The sequence below is a fragment of the Streptomyces sp. NPDC007095 genome, from assembly GCF_040634475.1.
GTDB lineage: Bacteria > Actinomycetota > Actinomycetes > Streptomycetales > Streptomycetaceae > Streptomyces.
Map to the genome: position 1 here is coordinate 51,454 of NZ_JBEYFS010000002.1, position 14,716 is coordinate 66,169.

The 14,716-nt window shown below is 72.4% G+C and carries 12 protein-coding genes; 7 read left to right on the top strand and 5 right to left on the bottom strand.

Going from position 1 to position 14,716, the window contains the following annotated elements:
- Positions 1–9 precede the first annotated feature (9 nt).
- Genes ABZ656_RS01475 through ABZ656_RS01490 form a run of 4 tightly spaced genes read left to right on the top strand, consistent with a single transcriptional unit; the run spans position 10 to position 2,552 of the window.
- Complete coding sequence (locus tag ABZ656_RS01475; RefSeq protein WP_075026885.1) at positions 10–915, top strand: hypothetical protein; 906 nt, start codon at positions 10–12, stop codon at positions 913–915.
- Positions 912–1,163 carry a Trm112 family protein gene (locus tag ABZ656_RS01480; RefSeq protein ID WP_101405328.1) on the top strand — a complete coding sequence of 84 codons (252 nt, stop codon included), beginning with the start codon at positions 912–914 and terminating at the stop codon, positions 1,161–1,163. Before ABZ656_RS01475 ends, ABZ656_RS01480 begins: the two co-directional genes overlap by 4 nt.
- Positions 1,160–1,978 (top strand): FkbM family methyltransferase, encoded by an 819-nt coding sequence (locus tag ABZ656_RS01485; RefSeq protein WP_101405327.1) that lies wholly within the window; start codon positions 1,160–1,162, stop codon positions 1,976–1,978. Before ABZ656_RS01480 ends, ABZ656_RS01485 begins: the two co-directional genes overlap by 4 nt.
- Positions 1,947–2,552: a hypothetical protein gene (locus ABZ656_RS01490; protein WP_101405326.1), complete on the top strand. Its 606-nt coding sequence runs from the start codon at positions 1,947–1,949 to the stop codon at positions 2,550–2,552. The genes ABZ656_RS01485 and ABZ656_RS01490 overlap by 32 nt, the downstream gene beginning before the upstream one ends.
- Here the strand turns inward: ABZ656_RS01490 and ABZ656_RS01495 are convergent.
- Positions 2,533–3,450: a hypothetical protein gene (locus ABZ656_RS01495; protein WP_360263385.1), complete on the bottom strand. Its 918-nt coding sequence runs from the start codon at positions 3,448–3,450 to the stop codon at positions 2,533–2,535. The genes ABZ656_RS01490 and ABZ656_RS01495 overlap by 20 nt on opposite strands.
- Before the next feature lie 144 nt (positions 3,451–3,594).
- Between ABZ656_RS01495 and ABZ656_RS01500 the strand changes: the two genes are divergently transcribed.
- A complete protein-coding gene (locus ABZ656_RS01500; protein WP_360263388.1) occupies positions 3,595–4,689 on the top strand; it encodes a MerR family transcriptional regulator in 1,095 nt (364 codons plus the stop codon).
- Here ABZ656_RS01500 and ABZ656_RS01505 read toward each other — a convergent pair.
- Genes ABZ656_RS01505 through ABZ656_RS01515 form a run of 3 tightly spaced genes read right to left on the bottom strand, consistent with a single transcriptional unit; the run spans position 4,681 to position 7,133 of the window.
- On the bottom strand, positions 4,681–5,907 hold the full coding sequence (locus ABZ656_RS01505) for an MAB_1171c family putative transporter (RefSeq protein WP_101405323.1): 1,227 nt from the start codon (positions 5,905–5,907) through the stop codon (positions 4,681–4,683). The genes ABZ656_RS01500 and ABZ656_RS01505 overlap by 9 nt on opposite strands.
- Positions 5,908–5,913: 6 nt before the next feature.
- A complete protein-coding gene (locus ABZ656_RS01510) occupies positions 5,914–6,522 on the bottom strand; it encodes a toxin-antitoxin system, toxin component family protein (protein WP_360263392.1) in 609 nt (202 codons plus the stop codon).
- A complete protein-coding gene (locus ABZ656_RS01515) occupies positions 6,519–7,133 on the bottom strand; it encodes a transcriptional regulator (RefSeq protein WP_360263395.1) in 615 nt (204 codons plus the stop codon). Before ABZ656_RS01515 ends, ABZ656_RS01510 begins: the two co-directional genes overlap by 4 nt.
- Before the next feature lie 454 nt (positions 7,134–7,587).
- Here ABZ656_RS01515 and ABZ656_RS01520 point away from each other — a divergent pair, with 454 nt between their 5' ends.
- Together ABZ656_RS01520 and ABZ656_RS01525 are read left to right on the top strand one after the other, a co-directional pair.
- Positions 7,588–9,123, top strand: a complete 1,536-nt coding sequence (locus tag ABZ656_RS01520; protein ID WP_360263398.1) for an acyl-CoA synthetase — start codon at positions 7,588–7,590, stop codon at positions 9,121–9,123.
- Complete coding sequence (locus ABZ656_RS01525) at positions 9,116–10,582, top strand: carboxyl transferase domain-containing protein (RefSeq protein ID WP_360263401.1); 1,467 nt, start codon at positions 9,116–9,118, stop codon at positions 10,580–10,582. The genes ABZ656_RS01520 and ABZ656_RS01525 overlap by 8 nt, the downstream gene beginning before the upstream one ends.
- 246 nt (positions 10,583–10,828) lie before the next feature.
- On the opposite strand, the gene ABZ656_RS01530 is transcribed toward ABZ656_RS01525, so the two are convergent.
- Positions 10,829–14,452: a S8 family serine peptidase gene (locus ABZ656_RS01530; RefSeq protein ID WP_360263404.1), complete on the bottom strand. Its 3,624-nt coding sequence runs from the start codon at positions 14,450–14,452 to the stop codon at positions 10,829–10,831.
- Positions 14,453–14,716 lie beyond the last annotated feature (264 nt).

A 14,716-nucleotide genomic window follows, 5' to 3' on the forward strand; every position in this document is an offset into this window, starting at 1 on the left:
TGGTGGGGAGTGGCCGCGGCCCTGCTGGCGAACGTCCTGTACAGCACCGGGTTCGTCCTGGAGAAGCGCGCGCTCGCCGCACTGCCCGAGGTCGACATCCGCCGCCCCGCCCGGCTGCTGCGGCTGGTGCTCGGCAGCCCGCTGTGGATCGGCGGTTCACTGGCGCTGGCCTCCGGCTTCGGCGCCCAGCTCGCCGTCTACCGCACCCTGCCGATCGCCGCCGCCCAGGGCATCTTCGTCTCCGGGCTCGTGCTGCTGGTGCTGCTCTCCGCCCGGCTGCTCGGCGAGGAGACGTCGGGCCGCGAGCGGTACGCGCTCGGCGCGATCCTGCTCGCCCTGCTGATGGTGGTCCTCTCCCTGCGCGAGGGCTCGGACCGGGTCAGCCGCAGTGCCCCCGCGCCGCTGATCCTGACCGTCTGTCTGCCGTCGCTGGCGGCGGGCCTGTGGCTGTACGGGGCCGCCGAGCGCCGTGCGCGGCACCGGCACCGGATGCCGACGACGGGCGTCGAGTACGGCGTGGCGGTGGGCCTGCTGTACGGGGTGAGCTCGCTGGCCATCAAGGGCGTGTCGAGTTATCTGACGACCAGTGACCTGGCGGGGGCGGTGGTCGACGTGCTCCGCTCCCCGTACCCCTATCTCCTTCTGTTCACCGGCGCGTTCGGCCTGGTCATGTCCCAGGCGGCGCTGCAACGCTGCCGGGCCTCGCTGATCGTGCCGGTCTGTACGACGGTGACCAGCCTGTTCACGGCGGTGCTCGGCACACTCGCGTTCGGCGAGGCGCTGCCGCACGACCCGGTGCGGCTGACACTGCGCCTGGCGGGCACCGCCCTCGCGGTGTCCGTGCTGCTGGTCATGCCCAAACACGACGCGGCACCCCAACCCCCCATCGTGGCCAAGGAGCTGACGCCACCATGAACCCCGACGACCCGCTGCTGAAGATCCTGGCCTGCCCGCTGGACAAGGGCCCACTGCACCTGCTGCCCCTGAGTGACGACGAGGCGCCGAACTCCGGGACGGAACCGAGCGCTGGGGAGGCGCTGTACAACCCGCGCCTGCGCCGCCGCTACCCGATCGTCGACGGCATCCCGCAGCTGCTGCCGTCCTCCGGGGAGCAGGTCACGGAGGACGAGCACGAGGAACTCCGCAAGCGGATGATGCCATGACGAGGACCTGGGCCGCCCGGCTCGCTCCCCACGTCCCCACCCGCCTCGTCGCGGCGACCGCCCGGCTGGTCTACCCGCGCTTCGAACCCGAACTGGGCCGGCTCGCGGACCTCTGCCCACCGGGCTGCGGCACGGCGGTGGACGTGGGCGGGTGGTACGGCCCCTGGACCCACCGTCTTTCGGCCCTGGCCCACCGCGTGGTGACCGTCGAACCGGTCCCCCACCTGGCCGGACTCCTCTGCGCCACCTCCCCCTGCAACGTGCGAGTGGTCCGTGCCGCCGCCTCCGACCGCCCGGGCACGGCGCGGCTCTGGCTCCCGCCGGACGACGCGGGCGACCGGGGCGTGTCGTCCCTGGTCCGCCGGGACATCCACGCCCGCGCGCTGGAGGTCCCCTGCGTGACCCTCGACAGCCTGGGCCTCCACGAAGTCGACTTCGTCAAGATCGACGTGGACGGCAACGAACTCGCCGTCCTGCGCGGCGCGGAGGCCCTCCTGACCCGCGACCGCCCGGCCCTCTTCATCGAACTGGAGTCCCGAATCCAGCCGATCGCCCCCGTGGTCGGTCATCTCACCCAGCGCGGCTACACGGGCTGGGTCCTGCCCGCGACCACCTGGCTGCCCCTGGCGACCTTCCCGCTGGAGGCCCACCAGGCGCGCACCTCCCACGTGGTCACCCAGGGCCTGCTGCGCCGCGTCCTGCCCCCGCGCGGCCCCCGTTACGTCAACTCGGTCCTGTTCCTCCCGGACGGCCGCCGACCGGGCTCCCTCCCGATACGCGACCATGGACCCCATGCCCGCCAAGCGACCCGCTAGCCCCTTCACCCCGCTCGACTTCCAACTGGTCCTGCTGCGCCGCATGGCCGACCACAACCCCGGCCTCGTCGAGGACGCCCGCCACGAGCTGGGCGTCTCGATCGCCGACATGCGCGAGGCGAACCGCCGCTGGCAGGCGATGCTGCACGCCCCCCGCTCGCGGGCGGCGACCTCCCGCTACCGCTCGATCCTCGGCGCCCCGGAGTCCGTCACCCCGCGCCGGATCGGCGACCTGGCCTGCGAGGCCCTGCTCTGGCCCGTCCCCCTCTGGCCCGACCTCCGCTTCGAGGTCCTCGTCGCCCCGAACGGCGTCGCCTGGAACGAGTGGCTGGTCCGCGCCCCGGGCGCCCCGAGCCCCCGGCTGGAAACCCTCGACGACCTCACCCCCTGGTCCTGCACGGTCGACGAGGTCGCCCACGCGTTCGCCCCCGCCCGCCCTCTGGAGGGCACGGCCCCGACGCGCTGGGGGCTGGCGTTCACGGCCCCGGACACGTCGGGGATGCCGCGGGAGTGCGCGGCGGAGTTCACGTGGGGGCTGCTGCAACGGGTCGGCGTCAAAGGGCAGCAGCCTTGACGATCGCCTCCGCGACCACAGGCACCGAACCCGGATGCAGCCACAGAAACAGGTTCGGCTCGACGAGCTCCAGCTCCATGACGCTCGGGTTCCCGTCGTCGCCGTCGACGAGGTCGACGCGGGCGTAGAGCAGCTCCGAGCCGTCCGTCCGCTCCGGTACGGCCGCCAGCGCGCGCTCCGCGACGGCGAGTTCGGCCGGGGTCGGCTGCCAGGGCTCCAGGCGGGGGTGCGCGACCTTGTCCGCGTCGTAGGCCGTGCCGGGTTCGAGGACGGCGGCCTTGCGGCTGGCGTGCAGGAAGCGGCCGCCGTAGAACTGGAGGGCGCGTTCACCGGCGGTGTCGATGCTGGTCAGGTAGGGCTGGACCATGGCGGTCAGCCCCCGGTCGTGCATCCGCTCCAGCTGTCGCAGGGCCGTCTCCCGCTCCTCGGGACGGTAGCGGGCGGCGAGCCGCGCACCCGCGCCGGAGGTGGGCTTCACGACGTACTCGCGGTCGTCGGGAAACTCCGCGGGCTCACCCGGCGCGAGGTACCGGGTCGGCACGGTGGGCACCCCCGCCTCCGCGAGATCGCCGACGTACCGCTTGTCGGTGTTCCACCGCACCACCGCCGCAGGGTTCGCGAGCCGCGTCAGCTTCCCGCACCGCTCGGCCCACGCCACGAACTCCGCCACCCGCCAGCTGTAGTCCCAGGTGGACCGGATCACCACGAGGTCGAAGGCCCCCCAGTCGACGTCCGGATCGTCCCAGTACCCGATGCCGGCCTCCGCCCCGGCGTCCTCCAGGGCCGCCCTCAGCACGGGCAGATCCCGGTCCAGGCTCTCCGCGCCCTCCTCGGGCCGGTAGGTGGCGAGTGCGATACGGGCGCGGGCGGCGGCGGTGCGGGCCACAGCGGACTCCATCCTCGTAACGGCTGATCCCCGGGGAGGCTAACAACCGCCGGGGGAACTTCGGCAACCCATTTGACCTTCACCTTCGGTGAAGCCGCAGCATCGGTGGCGGAACGAGGAACGCATGACGGGCATGACACGACCACGGGTGGGCGCATGGAGATGCTGACGATCCGGGCGTTCGCGAAGGCGTGCCGGCTGTCGCCGAAGGCGCTGCGGCTCTACGACGAGCTGGAGCTGCTGCGGCCCGCCCGGGTCGACCCGGAGACCGGGTACCGGTACTACGCGGTCGCACAGCTGGAGCGGGCGCGCCTGGTGGCGTGGCTGCGCCGGATCGGGATGCCGCTGGCCCGGATCCGCCAGGTGTGCACTCTGGACGGCGCGTCCGCCGCGCGGGAGATCCGTGCCTACTGGGCGCGGGTCGAGGCCGAGACCGCCGGCCGGCGGGAGCTCGTGGCGTTCCTCGTGGATCACCTCTCGTGCACATCGCACACGTCGAGGAAGGACACCACCATGCTCGAACTCCGGTACTCCGCGCTCTCCGACACCGGTCTGGTCCGCCCGGCCAACCAGGACACGGCCCACGCGGGCGCCCACGTCCTCGCCGTGGCCGACGGCTTCGGCACGAGCGGCGGGCCCGCCAGTACGGCGGCCGTGGAGGCCCTGAAGTCCCTGGACGGCGAACCCCTTCCGGGCGGGAGCGTCCTCAACCTTCTGGAGGACGCGGTGCGGGGGGCGGCGCGGGCCGTCCAGGACGCCGTGCCGGGCAAGGACGACGGCACCACCCTCACCGCCATGGTGTGGACCGGATCCCAGCTCGGACTGGTCCACATCGGCGACTCCCGCGCCTATCTGCTGCGCGACGGCGAGCTGTTCCGGATCACGCACGACCACACCACGGTCCAGTCGATGATCGACGAGGGCCGGCTCACTCCGGAGGAAGCCACCGTCCATCCCCAACGCGCCCTGCTCCTGAAGGCACTCACAGGCGGCGCCGACGCGGTCGTACCCGATCTGCGGTTGTGCGACGCCCTGCCCGGGGATCGCTATCTGCTCTGCTCGGACGGGCTCTCCACCGTCGTGGCGGACGAGGAGCTCCGGCGGCTGCTGGGCTCGGCCTCGGCTCCCGACGCGGCGGTCCGGTCCCTCGTCGAAGCCGCGATCGACGGCGGCGGGCCCGACAACGTGAGCTGCGTGGTGGCGGACGTGGTGGGGGCCGACGGGGTCAGGGGCTCGGCTGACTCAGGGTGAGGCGGGCACGCTCTGCGCCGCGACGGCCGCGGCCTCGCGTACCGCCCTGATGTCGGCGGGGTGGCGCAGCGCCCGGGACACGGCATCGATCTCCGCCAGCAGGTTCTCCGTGTCCGGCGTGTCGAGGGACGCGGCGGCGTCGTCGTCCTGGCGGGTGCGCTGCCTGGTCGCGATGGCGTCCTGGATGGTCACGGCGTGGGCGAGGGCCCCCGCCCGGCCGTCCTCGAAGCCGAGGCCGAGGGCGGCGTCGTACGCCTTCCGCCGGAGGTCCTCGTCGATGAACCGGGACAGGTGCAGCAGCGCGTCCCGGATGAACGTCTCACGGCGCGTCAGGCGCAGTTCGGGGCTGGCACGGAGCCTGAAGGGGACGCGTCCGCCGCCCGTGACGGTCCCCATCAGGCGGTACAGGGGGCGCAGGTGCCAGTGGCCGAGCCGGGTGCGGACCCGGCGGTGCAGATACTGGCCGGTGTGCGGAAGGATGAAGCCGACCGCGATGAGGATGGCGGAGAGGGAGGCGACCGGCGGGGCGAGCCCGGTGCTGAGCCAGTCGAGATCGTGGCCGGTCCAGCGGGCGACGACGGCGGAGAACTTGGAACCGTCGTAGAGCAGGTTCATCGCGTAGCCGACGCCGAGGAACTTCAGACCGCCGCGCAGCCAGACGTCGAGTCCGCCGGTGCGGATCCAGTTCCAGATCAGCTTGGACGTGATCAGGGCGGCCGCGGTGTGCGCGAGCAGGTAGAGCACGATCTCTTCGCGCATGAAAGGGGTGTTGGCGTAGTACGTGTCGAGGTCCCGTATCCGCTCGACGGGAACGTCGGCGAGCGCGAACAGCACCCACAGCGCGACGATCACGCTCGCGTAGACGGTGACCACCCAGCGGGTGGCGCGGCGGGTGGCGCCGGAGCGGTCGGAGATGCCGTTGCGCCAGGCGGTGATCATGAGCAGGCAGGCGCCGCAGAACGCGGTGATGAGGCTGTAGACCAGCGGGGCCGCGATGTTCGGTACGCCGGTGACGCCATTGGTCCAGGCGATGGTCGCCGGTGCCGCGAAGACGAAGACGCCGCAGGCGAGGACGAGCAGGCCGCCGACGGCACGCAGCAGCGGGTCCTTCCACAGCTTGACGATGCTGGGCAGTTTGATCGCCAGCGCGGCGGTGAGGACGGCCGTCGGGATCCAGAAGGAGATGTAGAGCCCGGCGAAGAAGCGGGAAGGATTCATCGCCGGTCAGTCCTGGGGTCCGCGGTAGCCCAGGGAGGCCTGGATGGCCTGTCCGACCGGGTCGACGGGGCTCTTCGTCCGCGGGCCGGTCACCCAGGAGCGGAAGACGCTGGCGAGGTGCAGGCCGAAGTCCTCCGCCTCGGCCTCGTCGGCCTCGTGCGAGCCGTTGCGGGCGGCGACGGTGAGCGCGATCTCCTGCCAGCCGGGGTCGTCCGACAGCGCGCCGGCGGCGGCCGCCGCACCCGCGTAGTGGTGGTGGGAGTGGGAGTGCCCCGCCATCATGTGCCACAACTCATGTCCAAGGATGACGAGTTGCTGCACCGTCTCCGCCCGTTCCTCGACGATGACGAGGTCGAATTCGTGGAACTCCATCCACAGACCCGTGACTTCGATCTCGTCGGGGAAGCGCTCGAAGCGGAGCTGGATGGGGCGGTCGTCGCGGCGCCGGCTCATCTCCTGGCAGAGGGCTTCGGCCAACTCCCGTACGTCCACGGGCGCGTCGAGTCGCTTCTTCAGCGCGCGGGTGAGTTCGACGGCGAGGCCGCGCATCTCGGAGTCGGCCCGGCGGGAGAGGAGAGCGGCGGCGCGCTTCCACACGGTGTGGAAAGGCCTCATCGATCCACCTCCTCGCTCTCGCCGCTCAGCAGACCCTCGAGCATGAGCGCGAGCGCCTCCTGCTTGCGGGGCGTCAGCCGCCGGCCCCGCAGGGCGAGGGTGACGACTCCGTGCTTGAGCGTGAACCTGAGCAGCGGCCCGTCCTCGACGCCGCCCGCCAGCTCACCGACGACACGCTGAAGTGCGCCGTTCAGGACGACGGGGGCCGGATCGGTGAAGAACTTCGTGCCCTCCTCGATCCGGAAGAACTCCGCGAGCCGGGTGAGGTCGGGCACGTTCGGCATCTTGTCGCCGTTGAGCAGACTGCGGGCCCATTTGTCACTGATCCCGAGCCGCCCGGCGACGTCCCGGCACACATCGGCGGGCCGCTTCCCGCTCTCGTCGAGATACGCCTCGTACAGCACGCGGACGCGTCCGCGGATGCGGTCGTCGACCTTGTCGTCGAGCACCCCCGCGCCGTCGAGGAGCGCCCGGACCTCTCCCTCGGTCAGGGCCGTTCTTCTCGACAACTCCCGTACGTCGAGGAACTCCCCGCGATCGAGGCCCTTCTCGGCGATGTGCGCGTCGAGACGCGCGAGTGTCTCGCGAAGAGGAGGCAGCGACGCACTCACCCATGCACTCCCGGCAGTTGATCCGTCAAATTGTCACGCTGTGGGCCGAGACTACGGTCCCCTGCGGGGCCCGCGCCATGCTTTCCGAACGATCGTTCCCGATTCAAGAACGATCGCTCCCGCTACATGCCACGAACCTAGCCACCCAGTTCCCCTCCCGCGCACGTCATCGATCAACATCACCCGTGCGAGTGACCGACATGCCCTGCCTTCCAGGGCAACCCCCGACCACGGGGCCCTCAACTCGCCGTCACCACCAACTAACATCGCCCTCAAGTCCGTGGATGGAGACTACGAATCACCCTGACGGCGACTCGTCCATCCCTGCCCCGCTCTGCGGGAGCCCGCATTCACCCCGGCCCTGAAGGACCGGGCACCCTGCACGAAAGACAGGGTGGTGACTGTCATCGGCAGTACGTCCGCCAGCAGGTCCCTACGGCAAGGAGTACCCCGCGTGTCCTCCCTCTTTCCCGCCCTGGTCAGCGGTTCGACCGCACGGCGGCCCGCCCTGCGTTTCGGCGACCGGTCACTGACGTACGCGGAGCTCGCCGCCTCGGCGGGTGAGCTGGCCGCGCGGCTCGACGGCCGGGAGAGGGTCGCCGTGTGGGCGACGCCGTCCCTGGAGACCGCCGTCGGGGTCGTCGCCGCGCTGCTCGCCGGGGTGCCCGCCGTGCCGCTCAACCCCAAGTCGGGGGAGGGCGAACTGGGGCACATTCTGGGCGACAGCGCGCCGTCGCTGGTACTGGTCGAGCCGGGCGTCGAGCTTCCCGCTCCTGTGAGCGACTTGGAGCGCGTCGACGTCCAGGTGGGAGTCGCCGGTCAGGACACCCGCCCAAGCCCCGGCATCCCCGCACGCCCCGACACCGAACCGGACGACCCCGCCGCCCCCGCCCTCATCGTCTACACCTCCGGCACCACCGGCCCGCCCAAGGGTGCCGTCATCCCGCGACGCGCCATCGCCTCGACCCTGGACGCGCTGGCCGACGCCTGGCAGTGGACCGGCGACGACGTGCTCGTGCACGGGCTGCCGCTCTTCCATGTGCACGGGCTGATCCTGGGCATCCTCGGCCCGCTGCGGCGCGGCGCGGCGGTGCGGCATCTGGGCAGGTTCAGCGCGGAGGGCGTGGCGCGGGAGCTGGGCACGGGCGCGACGATGCTGTTCGGGGTGCCGACCATGTACCACCGGCTCGCCGAGGCGCTGGTCGAGGACACCGAACTGGCCGAGGCACTCGGCGGGGCACGGCTGCTCGTGTCCGGTTCCGCCGCGCTGCCGGTGCACGACCACGAGCGGATCACGGCCGCGACCGGACGCCGGGTCCTCGAGCGGTACGGCATGACCGAGACCCTCATGAACACCAGCGTGCGGGCGGACGGGGAACCCCGGCCCGGCACCGTCGGAGTGCCGCTGCCCGGCGTCGGCGTGCGGCTCGTCGAGGAGGACGGGACGACGATCGCCTCGTACGACGCCGACGGCACTCCCACCGGCACGTATGACGGCGAGACCGTCGGCGAGATCCAGGTCCGGGGGCCGAACCTCTTCACCGAGTACCTGAACCGGCCCGACGCGACCGCCGCCGCGTTCACCGAGGACGGCTGGTTCCGCACCGGCGACATGGCGGTCGTCGACCCCGACGGCTCGGTACGCATCGTGGGCCGCAAGGCCACCGACCTGATCAAGAGCGGCGGCTACAAGATCGGCGCCGGAGAGATCGAGAACGCGCTGCTCGAGCATCCGTCCGTGCACGAGGCCGCCGTCACCGGTGAGCCCGACGAGGACCTGGGCGAGCGGATCGTGGCCTGGATCGTCCCCGCCGATCCCGAAGCCCCGCCCGCCGCCGAGGAGTTGGCCGACCATGTGGCCCGCCGCCTCGCCCCGCACAAACGCCCGCGGACCGTGCGCTTCCTCACGTCGCTGCCGCGCAACGACATGGGCAAGATTCTCAAGCGAGCCCTCCCCGACGCCGTCACAAAGGCCCCGAAGCATGACTGAGCGTTTCTCCGCCCGCGAGGCCATCGCCCTGGCCGGCGACGACTTTCGTGAACTGCCCGTACCCATGCGGGTGTTCAAGCCGGATGGTCCGTTGTCCTGGCAGGGGTACGACGACTCGCGCCGCCGCGCCGTCACCCGTACCGGCGAGGACGAGTCCGTCGTCTGCGGCACCGCGGTCATCGGTGGCACCCGCGCCGTACTGATCGCCTTCGAGTTCGGCTACCTCGGCGGCTCGCTCGGCGAACGCACCGGCGACCGCGTCGAGGCGGCCTACACCCACGCCCGTGAGCACCGCCTGCCGGTCGTCTCGCTCGTCGCGACGGGGGGCAGCCGGATGCAGGAGGGCATGCTCGCGCTCACCCAGCTCCAGCGCGTGGCACGGCAGTCGGCGCTCGCCAGGGAGGCGGGGCTGCCGCAGATCGCCGTGCTGCGGGATCCGACGACGGGCGGTGGTTGGGCGACGCTGGGTGCGGGCGCCGACGTGACCCTGGCGCTGCCCGGCTCCCAGGTCGGCTTCGCCGGCTCCCGGGTCCGCCCGCCCGGCGCGGACCCGGCGGCGTACACGGCCGAGGCCCAGGTGGCGGCGGGCGCGGTGGACGCCGTCGTACGGGAGGAGGAGCTGCGGGAGACACTGGCGCTGTGGCTGGCCCTGCTGAGCGCACCCGCGGCCGAAGCCGGGGGCGAGGCCGAGCCAAAGTCCGAGCCCGACGCAGAGTCCGGGCCCGACTCGAAGTCCAAGTCCGACTCCAAGTCCACGTCCAAGTCCAAGTCCAAGTCCGAGGTCGAGGTCGAGCCCGTCCCTCCGCCGCCCGCCCTCGGCGCCCCCGGCCTCCCCGCCACCGGCTGGGACGCCGTCCGGCACGCCCGCTCCCCCGAACGCCCCCGGGCCGCCGCCTACCTGGACGCCTACTTCTCGCGCCGCGCCGCGATCAGCGGCGACCGTTGCGGCGGCAGCGACGACGGCATGCTGTGCGGGTTCGGTTCGGGACCCGCGGGGCGGACCGTGGCGTACGCCGCCCAGTGCGGGACCGCGACCCGCCCCGCCGGATACCGCACCGCCGCCCGGCTGATCCGGCTCGCCGGCCGGCTCGGCGTCCCCGTCCTGACGCTGGTGGACACCCCGGGCGCCGCCAACGACGCTCAGGCCGAGCGGCAGGGCGCGGGCTCGGCGATCGCTGACCTGTTCGCCGCGGTGGCCACCGCCCGTACGCCCGTCACCACCCTGGTGATCGGCGAGGGCGGCTCGGGCGGCGCGCTCGCGCTGGCCGCGCCCGGCAACACCTGGGCCACGCCGGACAGTTACTTCTCCGTCATCGCGCCGGAGCTCGCGGCCGCGATCCTCAAGCGCCCGACGAGCGAGGTGCACGCCACGGCGGACCAACTCCACATCCGGCCACAGGACTTGGTCGAGCTGGGCGTGGTCCGGGGCATCGTGGAGCAACCGTGTGGTTCGAGCTGACCCTGCCGAGGCGCTGACCCGGGGGCGCGTACCGGCGTACACGGATCGAAATGAACCGTGCAGGAATGCGCCGCATGCTTGTCGACGCACGCCCGGCGCGATAGCGGGGCGCTGAACGTGCCCATCGTGGAGTTCGCGGGGCGCTGAGCGTGCCACCCGGCGCACTGAACCGAAGTCAAGCGGCGGCGCCGGCTCCCCCCTCCCAAGGGGAACCGGCGCCGCCCGTTCACAGGGGACGGAGGCGGGCTACCGTACCGCCACCGCCCGGATGACCTCCTGGCTCACCGAGCCGCCCCGGTCGTCCCGTGCCGAGGCCCGCAGGGAGATGAACTCCGCGCCGCGCGGCACGCTCAACGTCCCCTTCCAGGACGCCGCGCCGCCATCGCCCGACAGCGGGACCGTCTGCCACGACTTCCCGTCGTCGTAGGACACCTCCAGCTTCCCGCCCCCGATGGTCCCGGTGCCGGGCGCGCCCTTGACGTACTCGGCGTGGATCCCCACCGGCACCCGGCCGCCGCCGCGCACCGCGCCCGCGAGGTCGGTGTCGATGTCGTAGCCGAGGTTGATGAGCGGCAGGAACGTCCAGCGGTCCGCGGGCGTGGCCGCCGAGCGGAGGGTCCACTCGGAGTGGCCCTTGGTGGACAGGGTCCAGCGGCCGGGGTCGAGGGTGGTGTCCGTGACGACCTTGTAGGTGTGCTCGTCGGCGGGCGCGTCCCACACGTACGCGCCGGAGCTCTTGCGCCGGTCGACCAGGGTGCCGTCCTGGTACACGGACGTGAACTGGGTCATTCCGGTGTCGTCGCTCCACACGTCGCCGAAGCCCGTGTGGTCGGGCCCGGAATCGCCCCAGCCGGGTGTGTTGAACTGGATCTGGTTGCCCGCGCGCTCCTGTCCCCAGCCGAGCCCGGTGCCGAGCCACGCGTGCCAGACCGGCTTGAACCAGTTCAGCGTCGCGTGCGAGCCCCCGCGGTAGTGGACGAGCCCACTGCGCTCCTCCAGCGTGCCCGCCCCGAGGTTCACGGACTCCATCCACGTCTGTCCGGTGCCCGTGGACACGTAGTCGGTCCGCTCGGCGGGGTAGTCGATCCGCTCCTGGAAGCCGATCCCGACGGGGAAGGCGTCGGTGACCGAGTAGCGGAACTCGCTGCCGGAGACGGGCTTGACCGCGTGGAACCTGGTGCCCAGCACGGCGAGTTCACGCGGGCCCGGTTCGTACGTCAGGTCGCCGCGCGGAATGGCCCCCTCGTGCCCTTCCGAGAGGTCGTAGACGTACGGCGTGTTGCGCGTCCCGGTCATGTCCACACGCCCGGCGGCCCGCAGCCGTGCCGCGTCCGCCGCGTTCACCGTGGCGATCTGCAGCGGCCGGTCGGTGTAGTCGTCCGTGCCGAACCAGGCGTTGAGGCGCCCGGCCGCGCCGTCGGTGACGAACAGCGCCTCGGCGCCCGCGTCCTGGGCCGCCTGAGCGAGGGCGGCGGGCTCCACACCGTCGGCGAGTGTCGCGAGCACGGCCTTGCCGCTCACCCCGGTGAACGGTCCGGCCCCGACGTCCACCAGCGGCAGCTTGCGGCGCCCCTCGATCAGAGTCGCGCCCGGCTGCGCGACCGCCTCGCCGACGCCCTTCACCTCCAGCGACGGCTTCCCCAGCCGCCACACGGTCCGGTACTCGAAGGTGCCCTGGGTGACCTTCGCGGTCGGCGCGGCGAAGATGCTGTCGTACTTCACGGGCACCTGGACGGCGCCGAACTGGTCGGAGCCGCCCGCGTTCCGGTCGTACTCCATGAGCAGCTGCCGGGTCTCGGTCCGCCGCTCCACCTCGGCCCGGATCTCCCGGAGCTGCCGTCCGTCGAGGGTGACCCCGCGGTCCCGGTCGAGGGTGATCTCGGGCGCGGCGAGGAAGCCGAGCCCGAGCGAGTCGGCGCCGTGACCGCCGTGCACGTCGAGGAAGGAGGTGAGGCTGTACGTCCCCGGCCTGAGCCGGAGTTTCAGGGTGCCGGAGTCGTCGACCGAGGCCGGGAACGGGTCCACGCCCGCCGCGAGCTGCTGCACCGCGAGATAGGCGGCGGTCGGCTCGCCCGCGCGGTCCTTGACGTGGACGGTGAGCGTGTACCGCTCCTCCTCCTTGACCAGCCCGAACACGGTGTGCGCGACGGGCGTGCCGCCGACGGAGGCGACGATCTGCCCGGAGGTGTCGCCCACGGGCGCCTTCGAGCCGTCGCCCGTCACGGTCGTCGACGTGCTGCCGTGCGCGGGCACGGTGAGCGTGGAGTCGGCGAGGGTGGCCACCCCGTCGGGGGCACCCCGTACGCCGAGGTTCAACTCGACCGCCGCGTCGGAGGAGTTGGTGTAGGTGACGGTCTTCGTGACGGGCTGGTTCGCCTCGTACGGCCAGCTGTAGAAGCCGAGATCGGCGCTCCCGGTGGCGGTGACCTTCGCGTCGACCGCGTCCGGCACGCTCACCCGGCCCGAGCCCAGCACATAGGCGGACGCGTCGAGTTGCTTCGACGTCGACATCAGGGCGTCCTTGAGCTGGGCGCCGGTCCAGTCGGGGTGCTCCTGGGCGAGCAGGGCGGCCACACCGGCGACATGCGGCGTCGCCATCGACGTACCGCTCATGGAGGTGTAGTAGCCACTGCCGGCGACGAGCTGGGAGCGGGCGGCGAGGATGTCGACGCCGGGTGCGGACAGGTCGGGCTTGAGGGCGTTGTCGCCGTAGCGCGGTCCTGCGCTGGTGAAGTAGGCGGCCTGGTCGGCGGAGTCCACCGCGCCGACGGTCAGCGCGGCGTCGGCGGCGCCGGGCGAGCCGATGGAGGAGGGGGCGCCGGTGTTGCCCGCGGCGACGACGAAGAGGGCGCCGGTCTCCTTGGACAGCGTGTTCACCGCCTGCGCCATGGGATCCGTACCGTCACTCGCCTCGGTCGAGCCGAGGCTCATGGAGATCACCTTGGCGTGCACGTCCCGCGCGGCCCACTCCATGCCCGCGATGATCTCCGAGTCGCTGCCCGAGCCCTCGTCGCTGAGGACCTTGCCGACGGCGAGCGTCGCGTCGGGCGCGACACCCCGTTCCTTGCCGTCGGAGGCGGCGCCGCTGCCGCCGACCGTGGACGTCGTGTGCGTACCGTGCCCGTTGCGGTCGGCGACTTCCTGCCCGTCGATGAAGCTCTTGCTGACGGAGACCCGTCCGGCCAGGTCGGGATGGTCGGCGTCCACCCCCGTGTCGAGCACGGCGACCGTGACGCCCTTCCCGGTGAGCCCGGCCTCCCAGGCCTGCGGCGTGCCGATCTGGGCGTTGCTCTCGGCCAGGTCGGCGTGCACGCGCCCGTCGAGCCAGACCTTGTCGACCGTCCCGCCCTGCCGGGTGAGGGACTGCCAGAAGGTGCGCCCCTTGTCGGCGGAGACGGCGGCGCCCCGGATACTGGGCAGCGCGCGCTTCTGCTCGGCCCCGCGCAAAGCGGCCGCGCGCGCCCCCTTCCCGTACGTCACGATCAGCGGCAGCTCGGCCGTCTTCCCGTCGGAGAGCCCCTGCCGTATCAGCTCGCTCACGTCGAACAGCCGCCGGTCGAGGGTGCCCGCCCGCAGATAGGGCAGCGCCTCGTCCGGTACGACGGTCACGGCGCCGTTCGTCACCTGGGTGCGGACCGCCCCCGTGGCCTCCCGTGGCCGCTCGACCGTGACCGTCTTCTTTCCGGCGCCGAGGTCGGTGACGGTCACCTTGTCGCCGGTGACGAGAGTGACGGTGTGGGTGACGGAGGCGGTTCGCGTCGGGGCCGGGGCGGCTGCCTCGGCCGCGCCCGCCCGCCCCGTGGGCAGTACGGCGAGCACGAGCCCGGCGGACAGCAGAGCCGCCCCCCGTCTGACTGGTCCTCTGGTCATCGATGACCTCTCCTCGTCGGCACATGGTGGCTCCGGTGCTGCGAAGAGTTTCGGGGGGCCGGTGGTGCGCGGGAGTTGACGGAACCTGGCGAGAAACTGCCCTGGCGGGTTTCCGCCAGGGCGTCGGGATCACCCATCCGGGCTGGACCACCCATCCGGACAGGACCACTCGTACGGCATCCGGACAGGACCACCCATCCAGCGGCACCCCGCCCGGCCCCCCACAAAAGGCGCCTGGTCCGGCGCCCGTCCACGATGCGATTA